A 20,901-nucleotide genomic window follows, 5' to 3' on the forward strand; every position below is an offset into this window, starting at 1 on the left:
CTGAAATGGGAAGAGATCTTAAATTTACAAGAAATATTGGTATTGCTGCGCATATTGATGCCGGTAAAACTACCACTACAGAAAGGATTTTATTCTATACAGGGGTAAACCACAAAATTGGAGAGGTTCACGATGGTGCTTCTACAATGGACTGGATGGAGCAGGAAGCTGAAAGAGGTATCACAATTACTTCTGCTGCTACTACTTGTTCTTGGAACTTTCCAACTGATCAAGGAAAAACTTTACCTGAAACTAAACCTTATCACTTCAACATCATCGATACACCGGGACACGTTGACTTCACAGTAGAAGTAAACAGATCTTTAAGAGTATTGGATGGTTTGGTATTCTTATTCTCAGCAGTAGATGGAGTAGAGCCTCAGTCTGAAACAAACTGGAGACTTGCTGACAACTACAAAGTAGCGAGAATGGGATTCGTAAACAAAATGGACAGACAAGGTGCTGACTTCCTTAACGTGGTAAACCAGGTTAAGACTATGTTAGGATCAAACGCAGTTCCTATCGTTTTACCAATCGGTGCTGAAGAAGATTTCAAAGGGGTTGTAGACTTAATTAAAAACAGAGCGATCATCTGGGATGAAGCAGGACAAGGAGCTACTTTCGAAGTAGTGCCAATTCCTGAAGATATGAAAGATGAAGTTCTTGAATATAGAGAGAAATTAGTAGAAGCTGTTGCTGACTACGATGATACTTTGATGGAGAAATTCTTCGAAGATCCGGATTCAATCTCTGAAGAGGAAATCAACGAAGCTCTAAGAAAAGCTACTATCGATTTATCTATTATCCCAATGACTTGTGGTTCTTCATTCAAGAATAAAGGAGTACAGTTTATGTTGGATGCAGTATGTAAATATTTGCCTTCTCCATTGGATAAAGATGATATCAAAGGTACTGACCCTAGAACTGACGCTGAAATTACAAGAAAACCAGACGTAAACGAGCCTTTCTCGGCTTTAGCATTTAAGATTGCTACTGACCCATTCGTGGGAAGATTAGCATTCTTCAGAGCATACTCTGGAAGACTAGATGCAGGTTCTTATATCTTGAACACCCGTTCAGGAGATAAAGAAAGAATCTCAAGAATCTATCAGATGCACGCTAACAAACAAAACCCGGTAGAATATATTGAAGCTGGTGATATTGGTGCTGCGGTAGGATTTAAATCTATCAAAACTGGTGATACAATGTGTGACGAGAAAAATCCAATCGTTCTTGAATCGATGGTTTTCCCTGATCCGGTAATTGGTATCGCTGTTGAGCCTAAAACTAAGGCTGACCAAGATAAAATGGGTAACGCATTAGCTAAATTAGCTGAAGAAGATCCTACGTTTACGGTTAGAACTGATGAGGCTTCAGGACAAACGATTATCTCTGGTATGGGTGAGCTTCACCTGGATATCATTGTTGATCGTATGAGAAGAGAATTCAAAGTTGAAGTAAACCAGGGTCAACCACAGGTAGAATACAAAGAAAACTTAACAAAAGTTGCCCAGCACAGAGAGGTTTACAAAAAACAATCTGGAGGTAAAGGTAAATTTGCTGATATCGTATTTGAATTAGGACCTGCAGACGAAGGTAAAATTGGTTTAGAATTCATCAATGAGATCAAGGGTGGTAACGTTCCTAGAGAATTTGTTCCTGCAATTGAAAAAGGCTTTAAAGCTGCAATGAAGAACGGTCCTTTGGCTGGTTTCGAAGTTGAAGGTATTAAAGTTATTCTTAAAGACGGATCTTTCCACGCAGTGGATTCTGATGCTCTTTCTTTTGAAATGGCTGCTAAATTAGGATTTAAAGAAGCGGGACGTGCTGCTAAGCCAGTAATCATGGAGCCTATTATGAAACTGGAAGTTGTAACTCCGGAAGAATATATGGGTAACATCATTGGTGACCTTAACAAAAGGAGAGGTACGATCAGTGGTCAGGAAGAAAAGAACGGTGCCGTTGTAATCAAAGGTTCAGTTCCACTTTCTGAAATGTTTGGATATGTAACGACTCTAAGAACACTTTCATCAGGAAGAGCTACTTCTTCTATGGAATTAGAGAAGTACCAAGCAACTCCACAAAACGTTGCTGAAGAAATCATTGCTAAAGCAAAAGGTTAATTTTTAAATTAAAGAAATGTCACAAAGAATCAGAATAAAACTAAAATCTTACGATTACAACTTGGTAGACAAGTCTGCTGAGAAAATCGTAAAAACGGTAAAGGCTACTGGTGCTGTTGTAAACGGTCCAATTCCATTGCCAACGAATAAGAGAATCTTCACTGTGTTGAGATCTCCGCACGTAAACAAGAAAGCAAGAGAGCAGTTCCAATTGTCAGCTCACAAGAGACTGATGGATATCTACTCTTCTTCTTCTAAAACTGTTGATGCTCTAATGAAATTAGAACTTCCTTCAGGTGTAGACGTTGAAATTAAAGTGTGATAACTGCATACTTTGCAATGATTATACAATCCGTTCCTTTTTAGGGACGGATTTTTTTTGCTGCTAACCTCTCAATACTATAACCTCACTTTTATAAAAAAAAATATTTTTTTTCAGGTTTTATTTTTTATAGCCATAAAATACATTTGAGGTCATACTATTAAAGATAGAATGTATCTTATGGTATATTCTAAGAATAGTGTAACGTTAGTTAATGATCTGATATTGGTTAGTCTTCTGCAGGTGACATATGTCAGTGTGATTCATTTTATTTAGAATGAATAAAAACAATAAATTTGCAGAAAATTATCAGATGAATAAAGTACTATCCTGTTCTCTGCTTGTTCTAGGTGGGGTTTTTGTAAGCGCACAACAAGTGAATGACTCTATAAAGAAATCAAAAGAAATTGATGAAGTAGAATTATTTGGCGAAAAAAAGAAACAACCAGCGGGGCTCGAAGCAATCACAAGATTGCCATTGAAAACCAGAGATCAGATCCAGAGTATTTCTGTTATTTCTCACAAAGCAATTGAAGAATTGGGAGCACTTACTGTTACTGATGTTGCAAAGAACGTTCCGGGTGTAACCTTATTTTCAAGCTATGGCGGAGGAAGTGAAAGTATGTCTATCAGAGGATATCGTGGAGTTCCTGTATTGAAAAATGGTGTTCAGATGGATTCTGATTTCCGTACTGGAGGAATGATGACAGATATGCAGGGAGTTGAAAATGTTCAGGTAATTAAAGGTTCGGCAGCAGTAAGCCAGGGAATAGGAAATGGTTTAGGTTCAGCAGGAGGAGTTATCAATGTTGTTACCAAAAGACCTCAGTTTATTGATCAAACTAATGTAGGATTCCGATATGGTAGCTGGGATTTTTATAGACCTACAGTAGATTTCCAAAGAGTTCTAGATTCTCAGGGCAAAGTTGCAGTAAGATTCAATGGAGCTTATCAGAACAATAATTCATTTAGAAGTCATGTAAAAGGAGAAAGAATCTATGTAAACCCATCAGTAGCATTTCGTCCGGATGATAAAACATACATCAATGTTGAGATGGATTATCTGCATGATAACCGAACTCCAGACCGAGGAACTATTAATCTGGCTACCGGAGATGTAGAGGCGTTATATCATATGCCAAAAGGCAAGTTCTTAGGATACACGTCAGATTATGCTAAGACAGAAGCTTACAACTTTTCGACTACGGCAATTCGTCAACTTACTAATCATCTAAAAGTAAGAGCAGCCTTTGTAAATTCTGTAAGTAATTCGGATGGAGAAGCATCATCAGTATCATTGCCAACAGGAGGTACAAACTATAATATCAGACAACGTACAATCGGTAAATCAGAATCATTAGATATCAACCGCGTTCTACAGTTGGATTTCATTGGTGAAAAGATAAAAACAGGCTTTATTAATCATACATTCCAGGTTGGATTTGACTGGAGAGAAACGGAAACATCTTCTGTAACGTATGAAGCATATAAAAACTCTATTGCTCCGGAAAATTTAATTACTGCAAGACCTACTAAAATAGGAAACACAACATATGGAGCTAATCCCCTTGATATATTTGATGTAGTGAACGGGGCTATTCCGAATACACTGCCTGTAAATGTTGTTTACAAAAGTTTAGGACGTACAAATTCTGTATTGACACCAAGTATAGGGGCTATGGCACAAGATGTAATGGCTATTGGTAAATATGTAAAAGCTCACCTGGGAATCCGTTACAGCAGACTAAATGGTTCAGGGAGCAGAGTGGTTGATACATGGAATCCATCTTTCGGATTAATTGTTTCACCTGTTGAAAATATTAATGTTTTTGGATCTTATACCACAACAACTTCATTAAGATCTGTAAATAATATTCTTCAGGCTGGGGGATTCGTAGAGGCATCACAAACAAAACAATGGGAAGCAGGAATTAAGTCAGACTGGTTTAATGAACGTTTAAGATTTAATGTAACCGTATTTGATATTAAGACTGATAACTTGGCTTTCCAAATATTAGATAAAAACTACAGACCAGTAGTAGATCAAGATAATAATATACTTTATGGAATGGCTGGTAACCTAAGAAGAAAAGGGCTGGAAGTAGAGCTTATCGGAAGAATCTTGCCAAACCTTCAGGTAATGTCGGGATGGGCATATTTAGATGCTCAATATCAGGATAGCCCTGCTTATATCAATGGTTCAAGACCAATGAATGCACCAAAGCATACTGCTAATGCATGGCTGAATTATAAATTTAATACGGGTGTACTAGAGAGACTAGATATAGGGGCAGGAATTTACTATGTGGGAAAACGTCCGGTAGATGAATGGACTCAAAAGACATTCACGGCAGGTCATATTAATAGTGTTGAAGCAGGAACGAAACCTTTCGATATGCCGGAATATACTACGGTAGATGCACAGATAGGATATTCATTGAAAAATGGAGTGGGTGTAAGAGTATTCTTCAACAATATTTTTGATAGTGTAGGATACAGCTCTTACTTCAGAGGTGGATATATTGATCAGATCCAGCCAAGAAATTTTGCAGTACAGGTAAACTATAAATTCTAATCAACAAAATCATTATTATGAAAAGTATAAAATCATTAATTTTTGTCCTTAGCATTGGAGCTGTTTTGGCTTCATGCTCCGGAGACAAAAAGAAAGGAATCGATTACAACCAGTTTAAAACTGAAATACAGCTTACACCGGATCAGACGAAAAGCTTTGACGAGATCACTAAAAAATACCAGGATCTTCAGGAGCAGAACTTCCAGGCTGCAAAAGCTCAGGGAGGAAATATGGACCGTGTAGCTTTAGGAATAAAAAATGAAGAGCTGAGAGCACAGCAGTCTCTTGAGATGGCTAAAGTTCTGGATGGCCCTCAAATGGAACAGTTCAACAAATTTGTTGATGAAAACTCCAGAAAAAGACCAAGATATGACAACGCCCTTTTAGAAAGAATAAAAACAGAGGCACAGCTTTCCGAAGACGAATTCAAAGTAGTAAATGCAGCGAATGATGCATTTGAAAAAGCATTCAACGATGCCCACGATGTCTATCATGGCAACAATGATTTAGCTAAAGAATACTGGGAAAAATTTGATGCACAGAGAAAAGCAGCAATCCAAAAAACACTTACTCCTGAACACTACACAAAATTCGAAGAGATCGTAAAAGAGGTTCAGTTTAAAGGAAGAAAATAATTTGATCCGGATCCCGTCCGGAGAAGGGGAACTAAGTTCTACCCGTATCACAGAACTTTTTTGTAAGACTTATACAGGTTATCATAGCTGGTTATTGAGCTACATTAATTTGCAGGTCACCCTTTAAAATTATCAATCATTCATATCAATTTTAATTTAAAAAACATTAAGGTGACCCAACCATCTTAATGTTTTTGTTATGAGTCCAAATGAAGTTATTGTTTAAAAGCCTTTACCGGAAAAAAAGAAAGAATGAATCGGTCACTAAATATCTGATGTGGCTTATTCATCTTTGGTTGGGACTTTTATCTTGTATCATCGTTTTTGTGATGTGTCTTACCGGTTGTCTGTATGCATTCAAAAACCAGATTATAGAATTTACGAACAGAGAAAAAGTATATATCAGCTCAGCTTCCGGAAAAATTAAAAGCCCTGATCTGATCCGGTCAGAGTTATTACAGCAGAACAAAGAACTGACCTCTCTTCTGATTCCGGATGATAAAGGAAGAAGCTATGTTATTGGGTATCGGGAGAATCAATTAGATAAAAGTACTTATTACAATCAGTATACAGGAGAAATTCTTGGGTCGGCAGATATAGGAGCGAGCCATTTCTTTGAAGTGGTACTTGATATTCACAGAAACCTTATGATGGGAAATGCCGGACGCCAGGTGGTAGGAGCTTCGGTACTTATATTTTGTGTGCTGCTGATTTCAGGATTCATCCTCTGGCTTCCCAAAAAGCTGAAGTTTTTAAAGCAAGGCCTGACTGTCATGGTGAAAGCAAAGTTTCAGCGACTGAATTACGACCTTCATAATACCTTGGGATTTTACAGCTTCCTGATGATTTTCTTTATTGCTGTTACAGGATTGTATATCACATATCCATGGGTGAAAAATGGTCTTATTGTGAGTCTGGGAGGATCTTCAATTGATCATATTTCAGATGCTAACGAAGGTGGGGATGATCCGTTCAGCGGGCTTATGGAAGATATGCTTCAGAAGCAGGATGAAAAGAAAAATTTTAAAAATGCAGCTTCAGCTTCCATCGATACAATTTTACAGCTTTCGGACCGGTATCTTCCTTATACTGCCGTTACAAGCGTAGAGTTGCCTAATAAGGATAACCCCCGATATGTGATCATAAAAACAAACAGGCAGAATCTGCTGGGAATGATGCTTCAGGATGAAGTGACATTTGATAAAACCGGAGTTTTTAAAACCAGGGAATTATTCTCTGCCAAGCCTCTCAATAAACAGTTTACGGCACTTGCCAAACCTTTACATACGGGAGAAATCATGGGGTTGCCCAGTATCATTCTATATTTTGTAGTATCTCTTATTGGATGTTCTTTACCGGTTACAGGATTTCTGATCTGGTGGCACAGGCTGAAGAAAACAAAATAAAAGATACCACTTCTCATTTGAAAACTCAACTTTGTTAATCCCGGTTCATGTTAATTTTATACATTTATTATGTAAAATAACTTCTATCATGAGCCACAAGAATAATAATTTTTTTGAAAAGTTTTCAAACGGGGCAGTAAAATTTACAGGTAGCCCTGTTGCATTTATAGGTGCTATGCTTCTGGTCATTGTCTGGGCATTAACAGGTCCGTTTTTCGACTATTCGGAAACCTGGCAGCTTGTGATCAACACAGGAACTACTATCATTACATTTTTAATGGTATTCCTTATTCAAAAAGCCCAGAATAAAGATTCTAAAGCCATACAGATAAAACTGAACGAGCTGATAGCTGCCCACGAAAAAGCCAGCAACAGAATTGTAGATATCGAAGACCTTACAGAAGTGGATCTGGACCAGCTCCACCATTATTACGAAAATCTGGCTCAGTTTGCAAAAAAGGATGCGGATATTCATACCTCACATTCTATTGATGCAGCACAGAGAAATCAGAATTACAAGCATGAATTTTTCAAAAATAAACATGAAGAATGGCTGAAGAAGAAAGAGCAAAAAAAGGAATCAGAATGATCCCTTTTTTAATAATATTATTTGCTGGAATATTCACCTTCTACATACCCTCCATTTATATAACGGGAGGTGTCATTCGTATGCCAGGCATATACACCGGCTACCATAATGCCAAGATCCTCTACGTAATTTCGGACCATATCCTGCCATTGGCCAAAAGAAGGCAAATGTTCCTGCAATATCAAAAATTCCTTTAAATAATTATCATGTACTTCCAGAGCCATCATATAGGCCTCTTTTATTGACGTTTTATGCTCTTGCTGCAATACTTTCACCAGATTCATCGTATCCTCTTCTCTATGCAGTTCTTTTGGTAAAGAAATAATATCATTATGTATTCCGATCATCAGAGAACAAATTGTATGAAGGCGTTGAATGTGTAAATGCTCCAATACGCTGTCAGGGAGCTGACGATAATCTTTTTGCATAGCTACATATTTACAAAAAGGCTGTACTCCGCTTGTCGCTTCGCGAATTAATAAATAAACAGGCAGAGAAGGGATGGTATTTGATCTGTAGTATACTCTTTCGTCTGCATATCCGATAAGCACTTCGTGCAGTGACTTTAGAAATTTTTTATAGTGCCGTTCCGGCATTTCACATGCAATGACGTTCTGTCTTAATATCCAGAATTGATGAAATATACCATTGTCAGTTGGTTCATTAGGATCATCACCAGTGAGTAAAGCCATAATACGAGTCGCTATTTCTGTCATTTCATCATGGGAGCAGCGATCAAAATAATCGTCCATCATGGCCCCATCAGCAGCATAACTGGCTAATGGCCTCAATTCCGCCAGGTTCCTTAAAAAAGGACAACCACGTGCTGCAATATCAGTCAGGTTGTGTTGCTTGTGTTTTTCACGGGCTTCTTTACTGTGAAAAATATACTCCTTGTCAATCCAATCATAATATTCTTCTCGCTGAAGTTGAAAGTCAGGATGTATAGAATCGGGGAAAGGATACTTGGGCTTGGGTAATTGTTGTAATCCTGCGTAAAATTCATTATCTGAAATTGTTGCTTTCATGGTTTTTTTATTAATGGTTTTAGTTTAATAAGTCATTATTAGTAATTATATTGTGAAAATAATAATAAAAATGATTATAAAGTAATTGTATGTTGTGAATTTTTTTAGAGATTTTTAATTTTAATATGTAAGGCCTAAAGCTGGAATATAAAATCAGTTCAGATATATCCGATCCTGTTGATAATGTTCTGAATGTAAAAAATGTATCCCCAAAAATCACTCTATGAATCTAAATGTTCCGGAGTAACTAATTTCAAAAGGAATAATTGGTGAAGGTCAGATAAATGTTAGCAGCTTAATTAAAGGAGTCTACTTCATGACCATGAATGATGATGTGAGCTTATTAAAAAATAAACATACGATATAAAATAAAAACCTCTGATGATTCAGAGGTTTTTTTATGCAGTGATGTTATCTCATAAAGTAACTGAAATAGGAACAGCTTCCCATCAGCGCTTTTGAGGTTTCAGTATCTGAGTACTGTGTTTTCAATTGTGCAAAATAGGTTCTGTATTTCTGATTTCTCAGATTGTCCAGTTCTTTTTGGTGGGCATCAGATTTTTCAGACCACTTAGGATCAGAATAATCATAATCCATCTGGTTTTTTGCTTCATATTGATAGTATTTCCCTTGCTCAGCACTAGCCATCTGGAAAAGAACTCTTGCTTTTTCTTCTTTATTATTGGAAAGCTTCAGTGCTTTTTGATAATAATTAATCGCCAGGTCAAAATTGTCAGGCTCAATATAAGAAGTGTCCAGAAAGTTTTTGTAATAATATTTATAAGGGTTCTTTCTGTCGGTATTCCAGAAATTATACTTTCCGCCATTACTATTGTCGATATCCATGACGAAGAGTTCTCTATAATATCCTAAAATAGAAGTGTTGTAGAGTAGATTTCCAATAAGCTGGTTGGCTTTGGCAGCTTTTTCATCAGCACCATTTCCGATCTTTTTAAGCTGAATCAGTACATCAGCAAGTTCAAGTTTATTCATACTGGTTTTGATGAAAGGAAAATCAGTATAGTTTTCAGCTTTCATGCTTTCAGTATCAGAACTTTGGAAACTTTCCCAAACATTGTGGCCAAATACAAGATTTGAAATATTATCAAAACCGTCATATTCAGTAGGTGTATATTGTTTGGCTGTAGTGGTTGGTCCGCTTTTTTCTGACCAGTCGTAATTGACTCTTGGGATTCCGGCAAATTTCTGTGCTTTTTCGTAATAGGATTTAGCCTTATCAAAATCGGCAAGCCTCATGGCTCTGTCTCCATAGATGGTATTGAAAAATGCATCAATATTACCTACACTGTCCATGTTTTTGGCAATAACCTGCTGCTCAAACTGTGTTTTATCTGACTTTCTGTAAAAGTCCTCCACACTTTTTACCAAGGTTGAGTTCGGGTTGTACTGAAGATCAGAAAGCTTATTATTCATCAGGAATGATTTTCCATCCTCACCCTGAAGGAAATAGCGGTTCGCCAGAACGTCTTTAAGGAAATCAGCAGTAGATGGTGCTTCCCCATAATAATCGAAATTATCCGTGGTGGCAGTATCTTTCTTCACTGGTTTTTCCACAAAGTATTCAGGATAATCTTTCATTAAATGATCCTCATATGCTGCATCTATTTTGGGCTGGGAAACAATATCATTCAGAACTTTCATTCTCTTGATCTCCTCCTGATACTCGGGATTGGTAGTTTTTATGTCATTAAGAATTTCAGAACTTGCTTTATAGTCTTTTTTCAAAAACTTAAGGTAAGCATTGGCAATCTGCCAGTATTCATCCTTAGATTTCTCCTTTGTTTTATCTGTGAATTTTTCCAGGTTATCAAGGAAGTCCTGTGTTTTCTGATCGTAATAATAGCCTGTCCGGGTATAGAAAGGGATCCTGTCCGGATTACTGAAGAGCTCATCATCACTTTGACCAGCTTTAGCTTCGTCACCGGTTTTCCCAGACTTAGAACCTCCGAAAAGGTTTTTAAAGAATCTTACAATCTTTTGCCAGAAAGAAAGCTTTTCCCCTTTTACCTCTGTGGCAGTGGTACCTGCTGTATTGTCATTTGAAGCTTTGGTGTCTGTTTTTCCTCTTTGTACAGAAACTCTCCCGGAAGCAGCGTCGGTATAATAATAAGTGGGAAGATAACTTCTTTCCAGCTCATTGATACTTCTTACAGCCATTACCTTCAGAATCTCAGAATCCGGATTGATGTCATACATTTTTTCCATAACCGGAATAGGATTGTTGAAATCCTCATACCCTAAAAGAAAATAAGCCATGTTTTTTTCCTCATTGGTATTAGCTCTTTTCATAATATTGCTGAAAGAAGCCGTATCCGAAAGCTTCATAGATACAAAAGAAGATTCCTTACGGTCTTTAGTGTTCATGAATACCTGGAAGAAGTTCCAGTTGGCATCACTGTTCATCTCCAGTCCCCTTTGAGCGCCCGCCATTTGATCCAGTGCCATAAAATAAACAGCACCTTTGAGCTTAATAGGCTCTATATAGGTTTTGAATGCCTGTAGTGAAGCATCATAATTTCTCGTATAATGATTGAGACGTACCAGTTGGTATCCGTAGCGCTGTTTAATCTCCGGATTTCTGGCAGCATTGTATAAAGAAGTTAAAGCAGCAATGGTTTTGTTGTAATCAAGAGCGGTTGCATTCTTTCTGTCGGCATTTCTGTCATAGTAAAATGAGTTTTCACTTTCAATATAATTGATGCTCATATAAGGCTCCAGATATTTGGCCTCAATTAAATAATCTATTCCCTCACGGTACTTCTGGTAAAATCCTGAACCCAGCTTTTGGAGAAGAGGATTAGAAGGATTACCATTTTTAAGACCATTGAGGTCATTCATACTGATCTTATAAACCAGGTCATAAGCTTCAGCATGATTAAGCTGGTTGCCAAAATACTTCTTCCATGTTTCCAGATTGTCATCAGGAATCAATGAGGTTTTATAGCCCGTATAAAATCTGCTGGAATAGTTGTGCAGAAAGGGTAGATAAGATTTATCTTTAATGATACTCTGGGTAAAAAGATTGAAGTATTCATAGTCAGGATCTGACCAGGCGCAGGCATCAGATTTCGTATAGAAAAGAGAGGCCACTGCAAGCGAAAGAATATACTTTTTCATATGTAGAGTGGTGTTTTTAATTTTTTTATAATGATTAATAATTTAAGTCTTGCAGGCACTCATGCAATGCCTTCATCGGTGGTAATGATTTAAAATTTTCGATCTATCACAAATTTACTATCTAATTGATAATAAATAATATTAAAATGAGGTATTTTTTTCTCAAGAAAACGGATGACATCTTCCAGCTGCTCACTTGAAATTTCCTCTACCTTTATTTTAAAACCTTTATTCAGGTAGCTTCCAAAGTAAAAACCGTCCTTTAAAACTTCAGCTTCATTTTCAGAGATCTTTTTAAAATGTTCATTTTGCAGATCCTTTTTCGATAGTGCATTAATCAGCTTATGCTTTTCCAGATGATTGGTAACAATTCCCCATGAGTAAATAGGGAGCGCTACTTCAATAGTTTTGATGGGGTAATCTTCCATTCGGGAAAGATAACTTTTTAATATAGCCACATCCAGAATCGAGTTTTTATCAGATTTTTCTAATGGGGAAGAAGTGGAGTAGCACATCAGATATACTTTTTCTACCGGCGGAATTCCGGCTTTCTTTTTATCTTTAACCTGATGAAGACGCAGAGTACAGGTGATATTCTTTCCGGAAACCCTTTTCAGCTCTTTTAGAAATGTAAAGTAATCATTACGTGTGCCGGCTGTCCAGTCACAGTCGATCTGAATCTCATTGTTGATTTTTAAATGATATTCTTCTGCTTTCTTCTGTACTAAATGATGAATACTTTCCGCCAGGAATTTTATCTCCTCCGAAGAAATATCCAGTAAAGTCTGATTCGTGAGAAAAACAGTAGGTACAATCTGTTTATCGGTTTCGAAACTCTGGTCTTTGGTGATGACAGCCACAGGCTGAAACTTTCCTCCTATTTTATCAACATCAAAAAAACGGGTATATAAATAAGGAACAGAAGCATGTTCCAAAACTTTTTTCTCTTCCTGATTCAGTTTCAAATTGGTTTTCCAATAATAGAACGTATAAGGATGATGCTCCTTCTTGCTACATGAAACAAGAAGAAAAAATATAAATAAGATTTTTAAAACTTTCATTGATGTAAAATACCTTCATAGTCACAATTCAACTCAGCCATTCCGCAATCCGGACAGCATTCGTTAATTTTTTCAAAATTAAAGATATTTAACCAATAAATAGGCCGTAAAACCCCGGTGATTCCTTATTTCTGACAAATGCCATAATCTCAAATTTCCTTCGCAACAAATCCCAATAATTCTTATAGCCATTCTCCTCCACTGGATGAGGGGCGAAAATGCAAAGAATTTTTGACGGGGTGGCCTTTTTTCATTCCATTAAAAAAAACACTGCAAAGGAGTGGTACTATATGATCTCATTATTCATACAGCTCACTTTCACAGGTACAGGTTTCCTTATCCATACTCTCACTGGAAGAGCAGCAGCCTTCAAGATTCTGAATATTCCCCTTTTCATCGGTCATAAAGATTTTATTTTTATCAAATTTCACAAAGAAGGTCTCCTTGAATTTTTTGAAATGTACTTTCATGACTTTGTTTGCCCCATATTTACCTGCATTTATTTCTTCAGTAGTTTCCTTTCCGTTAGCCTGATTCACCTGAACATACCCAAAAAAGACATCACCGTTTTTTTTCACATCCAGATAATAATGAGGCGTGCCGGTGCCACTGTAGCCCTGCATAATATCAAAACTTCTATGTCCCGTAAAAGGAACTTTTACCTGTGCAAAAGACAAAATGCTGATACACAAAATCATAATACTGAAAAGTTTTTTCATAGTTCTTTTTTCTTCAAAAGTAAAAATATTTACTTAAATGATAAACCGTAAAATCCCGGTGATTGGAGGTAAAGCTATTATTAATCTCAGGCTTATGCTTCTACTATGTATAATATTCTTATAACTATTCCCCTCCACTGGAGGGCGGCAAATCAAAGATTTGACGGGGTGGTTTAATTTGGCAGGATAGTCATTGTCATCCATAACAAAGAATCACCCCATAAGGAGTGATTCTATAGTATTGTGGCAGCTATCCTGTTAAAAAACTGTAGCAGCAAGCTGGATCCTTGCAAACTTATTAGAAGGATTCCACATGGCCATCATATAAACAGGAAGGCTGTAATGGTCGGTAATTTTAACAACCTTACCGGCTTTTACACCTATATTAACGATGTCGAAACTGTTTTTACCATTTCCATACAGGAAGGTTTTATCATTAAGAGCAAAGCCAGCCCCTACAAAGGCGTCCAGATTCACTTTCTGGGACTTTATTACCGGATAACTTGCCTGAACATAGGTAGAATATTTATTCTTTTTATAACTTCCGTCCGGCTCAAGAACAACCTCTCCTGCATTGGCACCCCCATAAAGCATAATATCTGCTTCAATATTAATAGGGAATGAAGGCCCGAACGTATAGTTGGTTCTTAAATCGATAATATGTGCCGTTCTCCTTTGTGAATAGCTGAAGATGTCATCTGCAGCCACTGCGGTATTAATGTTTCTGGAATTATAAAGATCCCAAAGCCCGATATAAAAACGTCCGTCAGAATATTGAACATAATAATTGATTTCTTTATAATGGGTATTGTCTTTATCATCTGCTAAAGCGGATGCCCCCCAGATTCCTATTTTCCATTTTTTTTCTGCATCCAGGGCATAGGAGAGATTCCCCATTACAACAGGTTTATCAGTAATGATTAAACCTCTCCATAAATGGTTATTCTGAATGTTGGCAGTGAAATCAAGCCTGCTTTCCTTAGCCTCAGTGTTTTCCTGAGAAAATAATCTTCCGGAGCCTAACGCAAGAAGGAAGATTCCTTTTAAAATTTTCATCATCTGTATTTTTTAAGTTAAGAGTCCATATAAAACAGCGGCAAGCACAGCTCCTATTACAGGCCCTGCTACAGGTATCCATGCATATCCCCAATCACTGCTTCCCTTTACAGGTAGAATAGCATGCATAATTCTTGGGGCAAGATCCCTTGCCGGGTTAATCGCATATCCTGTAGTTCCGCCCAGTGACAAACCTATTGCCCAGACAAGAAATGTAACAGGAAGAGCTCCTACAGTACCTAAGCCTACTTTTGCTGTAGGATCAGTAGCAATCGAAATACTGGGGTCCGAAAAATGAAAGATGACAAATACCAGTACAAACGTTCCTATGATCTCACTGATAAGATTGGAAGAAGTCTTTCTGATAGCTGGTCCTGTACTGAAACAGGCAAGCATTCCCGGTTCATCTTCTGTTATAGCAAAATGATCCTTATGGAACAGCCAAACCAGGAAGGCTCCAAGCATTCCTCCGATCATTTGAGCGGCTATATAGGATGGAACCAGATCCCAGGAGAATTTTCCTGCAGTGGCAAGACCAATGGTGACTGCCGGGTTCAGATGGGCGCCGCTTACAGGTCCGGCTACAGTGACGCCGATAAAGACAGCTAATGCCCATGCTGTTGTAATTACAATCCAACCGGAATTATTTCCTTTAGTTTCTTTTAAGACAACATTGGCGACAACGCCGTTGCCCAAGAGTATAAGAAGCATTGTTCCTATTAATTCTGCGATAAATGGTGTCATATGTGTATTTTTAAGGTCAGCGGGTTAATCTTCTATCCAGTTTTGAGAACGTGATACGGCCTTCTTCCACAAGTGGATCATTTTATCAACGCTTTCTTTATCCAACTGGGGATGGAAATCTTTGTCCACGATCCATTGGGACTGTATTTCATCAATATCTTTCCAGTATCCTACAGCAAGGCCTGCCAGATAAGCAGCTCCCAATGCAGTAGTTTCAAGCGTCTGAGGTCTTGTGATTTTAAAACCAAACAAGTCAGACTGAATCTGCATCAGAAGATCACTTGCTGAGGCTCCTCCATCTACTCTTAGCTCAAGACTTGCTCTTCCGGAATCTGCTTCCATAGATTTTACAATATCATAAACCTGGAAAGCAATACCTTCCAGTGTTGCTCTAGCAATATGTCCGTCCGTTGTTCCGCGTGTGAGGCCTGCAATAGTTCCACGGGCGTACTGATCCCAATGTGGTGCTCCTAATCCGGTAAGGGCAGGAACAAAATATACACCACCATTGTCCTGAACAGATGCCGCCAGCTCATTCACTTCTTCAGATGAACGAATAATTTTAAGACCGTCTCTCAACCATTGGATGGCTGCACCTCCCACAAATACACTTCCCTCCAATGCATAATTTACTTCTCCATTGATTTTCCAGGCTACGGTTGTTAGCAGGTTGTTTTTAGAGGAAACAGCTTCTTTTCCTGTATTCATTAACAAAAAACAGCCGGTTCCGTATGTGTTTTTTACCATTCCCGGAGTGATGCACATTTGCCCGAATAAAGCTGCCTGCTGATCACCTGCAATACCTGCAATAGGAATTTTGGTGGAAAATAAAGTAGTGGCCGTTTCTCCGTATATTTCACTGCTCTGTTTTACTTCGGGAAGAACAGCTCTGGGAATATTGAATAATTCCAGCAAATCATTATCCCATTCTAGGGTATGAATATTCAGAAGCATTGTTCTGCTGGCATTGGATACATCAGTGATAAACATTTTACCACGGGTAAGTTTCCATACAAGCCATGTGTCTACAGTTCCAAAACATAGTTTTCCTGCTTCTGCTTTAGCCCTTGCACCCTCTACGTTATCAAGGATCCATTTTAGTTTTGTTGCAGAAAAGTAAGCATCTAATACAAGACCTGTTTTTTCTTTAATAACTTCAGCGTGACCCTGTTCTTTTAGTTCGTCACAATATTTAGAAGTTCTTCGGTCCTGCCATACAATGGCATTATAGATAGGTTCGCCGGTTTCTTTGTCCCATACAACAGTGGTTTCACGTTGATTGGTAATACCGATGGCGGCAACTTCCAGTCCGGAGATACCTGCTTTCGCTATCGTTTCTGCTGCTACGGAGATTTGTGATGACCAGATTTCATTCGGATCATGTTCTACCCAACCTGGTGTCGGGAATATTTGTCTGAAATCTTTCTGTGCTACAAATTTAATTTCTCCACTGTGGTTGAATAAGATCGCTCTGGAGGAAGTTGTTCCCTGGTCTAAAGCGAGAATTAATTTTTCATTCATAAAAGTGTACTAGTTAAGATTGAACTTTAGGTGAATAAGGCGTTAATAAATATCCTCTTGCTAAATCAATAAATTCATTTTCGTGTTGTTGCGTCCATTCTTCAGAATATCCTTTTTCTTCAGCAATTATTTTTGCAACAGTGTGAGCGCTGTCTATCGCGGCTCTGGCATCTAAGAATAATAAACGGACCCTTCTGGATAATATATCCTCAATGGTTTCTGCCATCTCGTTTCTTATAGCCCATACAATTTCTGCAACAGTAAAAGGGTGATCCGGATGTATTTTCTGAGAATAACGCGGGTTGCTTTCCTGTAAAGCTTTTATAGCCGGAATATCAGAACCGTAAACATAAAGATGGTTACTTCGGTCTACCTGTTCCGGTTTTACATTACCATGAATGGAAAGGTGTTCTGTTTTAGATGTAGTGTTTCCTAATCTGTGAACTTTCATTGCTTCATCTATAGTATCTTCCGCCATTTTACGGTAAGTTGTCCATTTTCCACCGATAATGGAAATAAGCCCTGTTTCAGAAGCAATAACTTTATGGCTTCTGGAAACCTCTTTTGTACTTTTGCTTCCGTCTTTAGGAGCTGCGAGAGGACGTAATCCTGCGAATACAGATTTTACATCTTCACGGGTTGGCTTCTTGGCTAAATACTGTCTTGCTGTATTTAAAACAAAGCTGATCTCTTCTTCCAGAGCACGGGGTTCAAAACTTTCATCCTTTAAAAGTGTATCTGTAGTTCCTACCAAAGCTCTGTTGTGCCAGGGAACAACAAATAAAACCCTGCCGTCTGATGTTTTTGGAATCATGATCGCATCATCGCTTTTCAGGAATGATTTATCAAGCACCAAATGGATTCCCTGGCTTGGAACAACAAGTTTACCATGCTTAGGGTTATTCATATTAAGGATGTCATTGGTAAATACACCTGTTGCATTAATGACTACCTTAGCGTAAATCTGATATTGCTGCTTGGACAGTTGATCTTCTGCAACAACACCAATTACTTTATCAGCACCATCTTTCAGAAGATTGATCACCTTTACATAATTGACTGCGGTTCCTCCCTTTTCGATAATGGTCTGAGTTAAATTCACAGCAAGTCTGGCGTCGTCAAACTGTCCGTCCTGGTAAACAACACCACTCATCAAGTGATTTTGTTCAATAGTTGGAAGTTTTTCTACGGTCTTTGATTTGCTGATGTATCTCGTTTTTCCCAGGCTTAGTTTCCCTGCAAGGAAATCATAAACTGATAAGCCTATTTTATAATAGATTCCTCCCCACCAGGTATAATTGGGAATAATAAAAGATTGATTTTTTACAATATGGGCTGCATTTTTAGCAAGAAGGCCTCTTTCTTTTAGCGCTTCTTTTACCAATCCTACATCTCCCTGTGCAAGATATCTTACTCCACCATGTACTAATTTTGTACTTCTGCTGGATGTTGCTTTTGCAAAATCATGAGATTCAAGCAATAAGGTTTTAAATCCTCTGCTTACTGCATCTAGTGCCGAACCTAAACCACTGGCTCCTCCTCCTATGACTATAAAGTCCCATTCCTTTACATTGGTTAATTTACTGAGTTCTTCGTTTCGTTTCATAAATGTTTCGTTTATGTTTCGTTTTCAAATATATAAATTAAAAATGAAAGCAAAAAGAAAATAAATGAAATTTTAGAGTATGAAAAAAAAACGCTAATTTTGATGAAACGAATAAAATGGAGAAGCTAATCCCAAGGCATGATGAAATATTAAAAGAGCTGGATGAAAAAGGCCATGTTCTTGTACAGGATTTATGTGAAAAACTGAATGTTTCTTCGGTTACGATCCGAAAGGATTTGAACTATCTTGAAAGTTTAGGGCTTCTTTTTCGTAATCATGGGGGAGCAAGTAAGCAGGTAAGATATGCATATGAAAAAAATGTAGGGGAGAAGGAGAATATTAATGTGGAAGCAAAACAGGCGATAGCAAAAGCGGCATTAGCGCTGATTCAGGAGAATGACTGTATTATATTAGCTTCCGGAACTACCATGCATTATCTTGCCCGGATGCTGGTGAACTTTGGTCCGCTTACGGTACTGACCTCTTCTTTGAGGGTGGCTATTGAGCTTTGCAATAATCCTAATATTAACATTATTCAGTTAGGGGGAGAAGTTCGTAAGAGCTCTACTTCTATAGTAGGATCTATTTCCGAAGGAATTCTCAGACAGTTTTCCTGTAATAAGCTTTTTCTGGGAGTAGATGGTATTGACCTTGAATTTGGAATCAGTACTTCTAATGCCGCAGAAGCCCATCTTAATCAGATGATGATTGACTGTGCCGATCAAACGGTAATTCTTGCGGATTCTTCAAAGCTGAATAAAAAAGGCTTTGGTAAAATCGCTTCATTAGATAAAATAGACTACCTGATTACAGATGCAGGTATCTCTGCTGAAGATGAGGCAGGATTGGAAGAAGCAGGCGTAAATGTGATCGTATAAACAGATCCTCTTTTTAAATTCTTTTTAAAAATCAAAATAAACCATTGGAAAATTTGTTCCGGCTTTTCTCAAAATGATCTAATTGATTAAAAATCAAAATATTTTACTTGAAAAATTTGTCAGTAATAAATTTATTCATACATTTGCACACTCATTTTAGGGGCGTAGTATGCCTATATCAGAAGTAGAAATTACTTTAGTCTCCTAAAAATGGTGATAAGAGAAAGATAAATTTTATTATAATATAAACAATGTCAGGTATTATTGGTAAGAAAATCGGTATGACATCTTTGTTTAACGAAGAAGGAAAAAATATTCCTTGTACAGTTATCCAAGCTGGTCCATGCTCGGTTTTACAGGTCAGAACCTTAGAAAAAGACGGTTATAAAGCTGTTCAATTAGGTTTCGATGACAAGAGTGAGAAGAACGTTGGTAAAGCGTTAGCTGGTCATTTTAAAAAGGCTGGTTCTGCTCCTAAAGCTAAATTAGTTGAATTCTACAGAGAATTCGTTGATGAAGTAAAAGTAGGAGAAGAAGTAAAAGTTGATCTATTCACTGAAGGTGAGTATGTTGACGTAACAGGTACTTCAAAAGGTAAAGGCTTCCAGGGTGTTGTTAAAAGACACGGATTTGGAGGTGTAATGCAGGCAACTCATGGTCAGCACAACAGACTTAGAGCTCCAGGTTCTATCGGTGCTGGTTCAGACCCTTCAAGAGTATTCAAAGGGATGAGAATGGCTGGAAGAATGGGAGGTGAGCAGGTAACTGTTCAAAACCTTCAGGTGTTAAAAGTTGATCAAGAACAAAATCTTTTAGTAGTAAAAGGTGCTGTTCCGGGAGCTAAAAATTCTTATGTAATTATCAGAAAATGGAACTAGTAGTATTAAATACATCAGGAAAAGAGACCGGAAGAAAAGTAACTCTAGACGAAACAGTATTCGGAATTGAGCCAAATCAGCACGCGGTTTACTTAGAAGTTAAACAGTACCTTGCTGCACAAAGACAAGGGACTCATAAATCGAAAGAAAGAAGCGAAATTACGGCTTCTACTAAAAAGCTTAAGAAGCAAAAAGGATCAGGATCTGCTAGATACGGGGATATCAAATCTCCAACTTTCAGAGGTGGAGGTAGAGTATTCGGACCAAAACCAAGAGACTATAGATTCAAATTGAACAAAGCTCTTAAGAGATTAGCTAAGAAATCTGTTTTATCTCAGAAAATGAGAGACAACAGCATCAGAGTTTTGGAAGATATGAGCTTAAGCGCTCCTAGAACTAAAGATTTCATTACTGTATTGAATGCTTTGGCATTAAACGATAAGAAAGCTTTATTCATCCTTCCTGAAGCTAACAAGAATGTGTATTTATCTTCAAGAAACTTACCTAAAGCTAAAGTAATGAACTTCAATGAAGTAAGTTCTTACGATTTAGTAAATGCAGGTGAAGTTGTATTCTTCGAAGGTGCAGTTGAAAAATTCCAGGAAAATCTAAAGAAATAAGT

Annotated in this window: 17 protein-coding genes; 9 read left to right on the forward strand and 8 right to left on the reverse strand. The window is 37.7% G+C overall.

Annotated features, from left to right (window positions below; genetic code table 11):
- The first annotated feature begins 5 nt into the window (after positions 1-5).
- The 6 genes from fusA (at position 6) to MP477_RS16315 (ending at position 7,650) form a co-directional block, all read left to right on the forward strand.
- Positions 6-2,123, forward strand: coding sequence for an elongation factor G (gene fusA / locus MP477_RS16290; protein ID WP_257191214.1), 2,118 nt, complete (start codon positions 6-8; stop codon positions 2,121-2,123).
- A gap of 16 nt (positions 2,124-2,139) precedes the next feature.
- A complete protein-coding gene (gene rpsJ / locus MP477_RS16295) occupies positions 2,140-2,445 on the forward strand; it encodes a 30S ribosomal protein S10 (protein WP_002661363.1) in 306 nt (101 codons plus the stop codon).
- Between the two features lie 313 nt (positions 2,446-2,758).
- A complete protein-coding gene (locus MP477_RS16300; RefSeq protein ID WP_257191215.1) occupies positions 2,759-5,020 on the forward strand; it encodes a TonB-dependent siderophore receptor in 2,262 nt (753 codons plus the stop codon).
- A gap of 17 nt (positions 5,021-5,037) precedes the next feature.
- The gene (locus MP477_RS16305) at positions 5,038-5,655 is read left to right on the forward strand and encodes a hypothetical protein (protein WP_257191216.1); all 618 of its coding nucleotides are present in this window, start codon (positions 5,038-5,040) and stop codon (positions 5,653-5,655) included.
- A 209-nt stretch (positions 5,656-5,864) separates the two neighbouring features.
- The gene (locus MP477_RS16310) at positions 5,865-7,061 is read left to right on the forward strand and encodes a PepSY domain-containing protein (RefSeq protein WP_257191217.1); all 1,197 of its coding nucleotides are present in this window, start codon (positions 5,865-5,867) and stop codon (positions 7,059-7,061) included.
- Between the two features lie 88 nt (positions 7,062-7,149).
- Complete coding sequence (locus tag MP477_RS16315) at positions 7,150-7,650, forward strand: low affinity iron permease family protein (RefSeq protein ID WP_257191218.1); 501 nt, start codon at positions 7,150-7,152, stop codon at positions 7,648-7,650.
- A gap of 17 nt (positions 7,651-7,667) precedes the next feature.
- Here the strand turns inward: MP477_RS16315 and MP477_RS16320 are convergent, their stop codons facing one another.
- The 8 genes from MP477_RS16320 to MP477_RS16355 form a co-directional block, all read right to left on the reverse strand.
- Positions 7,668-8,678 (reverse strand): terpene synthase, encoded by a 1,011-nt coding sequence (locus MP477_RS16320; protein WP_257191219.1) that lies wholly within the window; start codon positions 8,676-8,678, stop codon positions 7,668-7,670.
- Between the two features lie 411 nt (positions 8,679-9,089).
- Positions 9,090-11,816: a hypothetical protein gene (locus MP477_RS16325; RefSeq protein WP_257191220.1), complete on the reverse strand. Its 2,727-nt coding sequence runs from the start codon at positions 11,814-11,816 to the stop codon at positions 9,090-9,092.
- Positions 11,817-11,905: 89 nt separating this feature from the next.
- Positions 11,906-12,877, reverse strand: a complete 972-nt coding sequence (locus MP477_RS16330) for a hypothetical protein (RefSeq protein ID WP_257191221.1) — start codon at positions 12,875-12,877, stop codon at positions 11,906-11,908.
- Between the two features lie 299 nt (positions 12,878-13,176).
- A complete protein-coding gene (locus tag MP477_RS16335) occupies positions 13,177-13,596 on the reverse strand; it encodes a hypothetical protein (RefSeq protein ID WP_257191222.1) in 420 nt (139 codons plus the stop codon).
- 258 nt (positions 13,597-13,854) lie between these two features.
- The gene (locus MP477_RS16340) at positions 13,855-14,655 is read right to left on the reverse strand and encodes a hypothetical protein (protein ID WP_257191223.1); all 801 of its coding nucleotides are present in this window, start codon (positions 14,653-14,655) and stop codon (positions 13,855-13,857) included.
- Between the two features lie 9 nt (positions 14,656-14,664).
- Positions 14,665-15,396: an MIP/aquaporin family protein gene (locus tag MP477_RS16345; protein ID WP_257191224.1), complete on the reverse strand. Its 732-nt coding sequence runs from the start codon at positions 15,394-15,396 to the stop codon at positions 14,665-14,667.
- A 24-nt stretch (positions 15,397-15,420) separates the two neighbouring features.
- Positions 15,421-16,917: a glycerol kinase GlpK gene (gene glpK, locus MP477_RS16350; protein WP_257191225.1), complete on the reverse strand. Its 1,497-nt coding sequence runs from the start codon at positions 16,915-16,917 to the stop codon at positions 15,421-15,423.
- A 13-nt stretch (positions 16,918-16,930) separates the two neighbouring features.
- Complete coding sequence (locus tag MP477_RS16355) at positions 16,931-18,523, reverse strand: glycerol-3-phosphate dehydrogenase/oxidase (protein WP_257191226.1); 1,593 nt, start codon at positions 18,521-18,523, stop codon at positions 16,931-16,933.
- 116 nt (positions 18,524-18,639) lie between these two features.
- Here MP477_RS16355 and MP477_RS16360 point away from each other — a divergent pair, with 116 nt between their 5' ends.
- The 3 genes from MP477_RS16360 (at position 18,640) to rplD (ending at position 20,899) form a co-directional block, all read left to right on the forward strand.
- Positions 18,640-19,401 carry a DeoR/GlpR family DNA-binding transcription regulator gene (locus MP477_RS16360; RefSeq protein ID WP_257191227.1) on the forward strand — a complete coding sequence of 254 codons (762 nt, stop codon included), beginning with the start codon at positions 18,640-18,642 and terminating at the stop codon, positions 19,399-19,401.
- Positions 19,402-19,652: 251 nt separating this feature from the next.
- On the forward strand, positions 19,653-20,279 hold the full coding sequence (gene rplC / locus MP477_RS16365) for a 50S ribosomal protein L3 (RefSeq protein WP_027371722.1): 627 nt from the start codon (positions 19,653-19,655) through the stop codon (positions 20,277-20,279).
- Positions 20,270-20,899 carry a 50S ribosomal protein L4 gene (gene rplD, locus MP477_RS16370; RefSeq protein WP_047491412.1) on the forward strand — a complete coding sequence of 210 codons (630 nt, stop codon included), beginning with the start codon at positions 20,270-20,272 and terminating at the stop codon, positions 20,897-20,899. The genes rplC and rplD overlap by 10 nt, the downstream gene beginning before the upstream one ends.
- Positions 20,900-20,901 lie beyond the last annotated feature (2 nt).

Source organism: Chryseobacterium sp. WG23 (genome assembly GCF_024586575.1).
Taxonomy (GTDB): Bacteria; Bacteroidota; Bacteroidia; order Flavobacteriales; family Weeksellaceae; genus Chryseobacterium.

Excerpts from the sequence above, each read along its gene's own strand:
- fusA (WP_257191214.1), top strand. The coding sequence starts at position 6 with ATGGGAAGAGATCTTAAATTTACAAGAAATATTGGTATTGCTGCGCAT.
- rpsJ (WP_002661363.1), top strand. The coding sequence starts at position 2,140 with ATGTCACAAAGAATCAGAATAAAACTAAAATCTTACGATTACAACTTG.
- MP477_RS16300 (WP_257191215.1), top strand. The coding sequence starts at position 2,759 with ATGAATAAAGTACTATCCTGTTCTCTGCTTGTTCTAGGTGGGGTTTTT.
- MP477_RS16305 (WP_257191216.1), top strand. The coding sequence starts at position 5,038 with ATGAAAAGTATAAAATCATTAATTTTTGTCCTTAGCATTGGAGCTGTT.
- MP477_RS16310 (WP_257191217.1), top strand. The coding sequence starts at position 5,865 with ATGAAGTTATTGTTTAAAAGCCTTTACCGGAAAAAAAGAAAGAATGAA.
- MP477_RS16315 (WP_257191218.1), top strand. The coding sequence starts at position 7,150 with ATGAGCCACAAGAATAATAATTTTTTTGAAAAGTTTTCAAACGGGGCA.
- MP477_RS16320 (WP_257191219.1), bottom strand. The coding sequence starts at position 8,678 with ATGAAAGCAACAATTTCAGATAATGAATTTTACGCAGGATTACAACAA.
- MP477_RS16325 (WP_257191220.1), bottom strand. The coding sequence starts at position 11,816 with ATGAAAAAGTATATTCTTTCGCTTGCAGTGGCCTCTCTTTTCTATACG.
- MP477_RS16330 (WP_257191221.1), bottom strand. The coding sequence starts at position 12,877 with ATGAAAGTTTTAAAAATCTTATTTATATTTTTTCTTCTTGTTTCATGT.
- MP477_RS16335 (WP_257191222.1), bottom strand. The coding sequence starts at position 13,596 with ATGAAAAAACTTTTCAGTATTATGATTTTGTGTATCAGCATTTTGTCT.
- MP477_RS16340 (WP_257191223.1), bottom strand. The coding sequence starts at position 14,655 with ATGATGAAAATTTTAAAAGGAATCTTCCTTCTTGCGTTAGGCTCCGGA.
- MP477_RS16345 (WP_257191224.1), bottom strand. The coding sequence starts at position 15,396 with ATGACACCATTTATCGCAGAATTAATAGGAACAATGCTTCTTATACTC.
- glpK (WP_257191225.1), bottom strand. The coding sequence starts at position 16,917 with ATGAATGAAAAATTAATTCTCGCTTTAGACCAGGGAACAACTTCCTCC.
- MP477_RS16355 (WP_257191226.1), bottom strand. The coding sequence starts at position 18,523 with ATGAAACGAAACGAAGAACTCAGTAAATTAACCAATGTAAAGGAATGG.
- MP477_RS16360 (WP_257191227.1), top strand. The coding sequence starts at position 18,640 with ATGGAGAAGCTAATCCCAAGGCATGATGAAATATTAAAAGAGCTGGAT.
- rplC (WP_027371722.1), top strand. The coding sequence starts at position 19,653 with ATGTCAGGTATTATTGGTAAGAAAATCGGTATGACATCTTTGTTTAAC.
- rplD (WP_047491412.1), top strand. The coding sequence starts at position 20,270 with ATGGAACTAGTAGTATTAAATACATCAGGAAAAGAGACCGGAAGAAAA.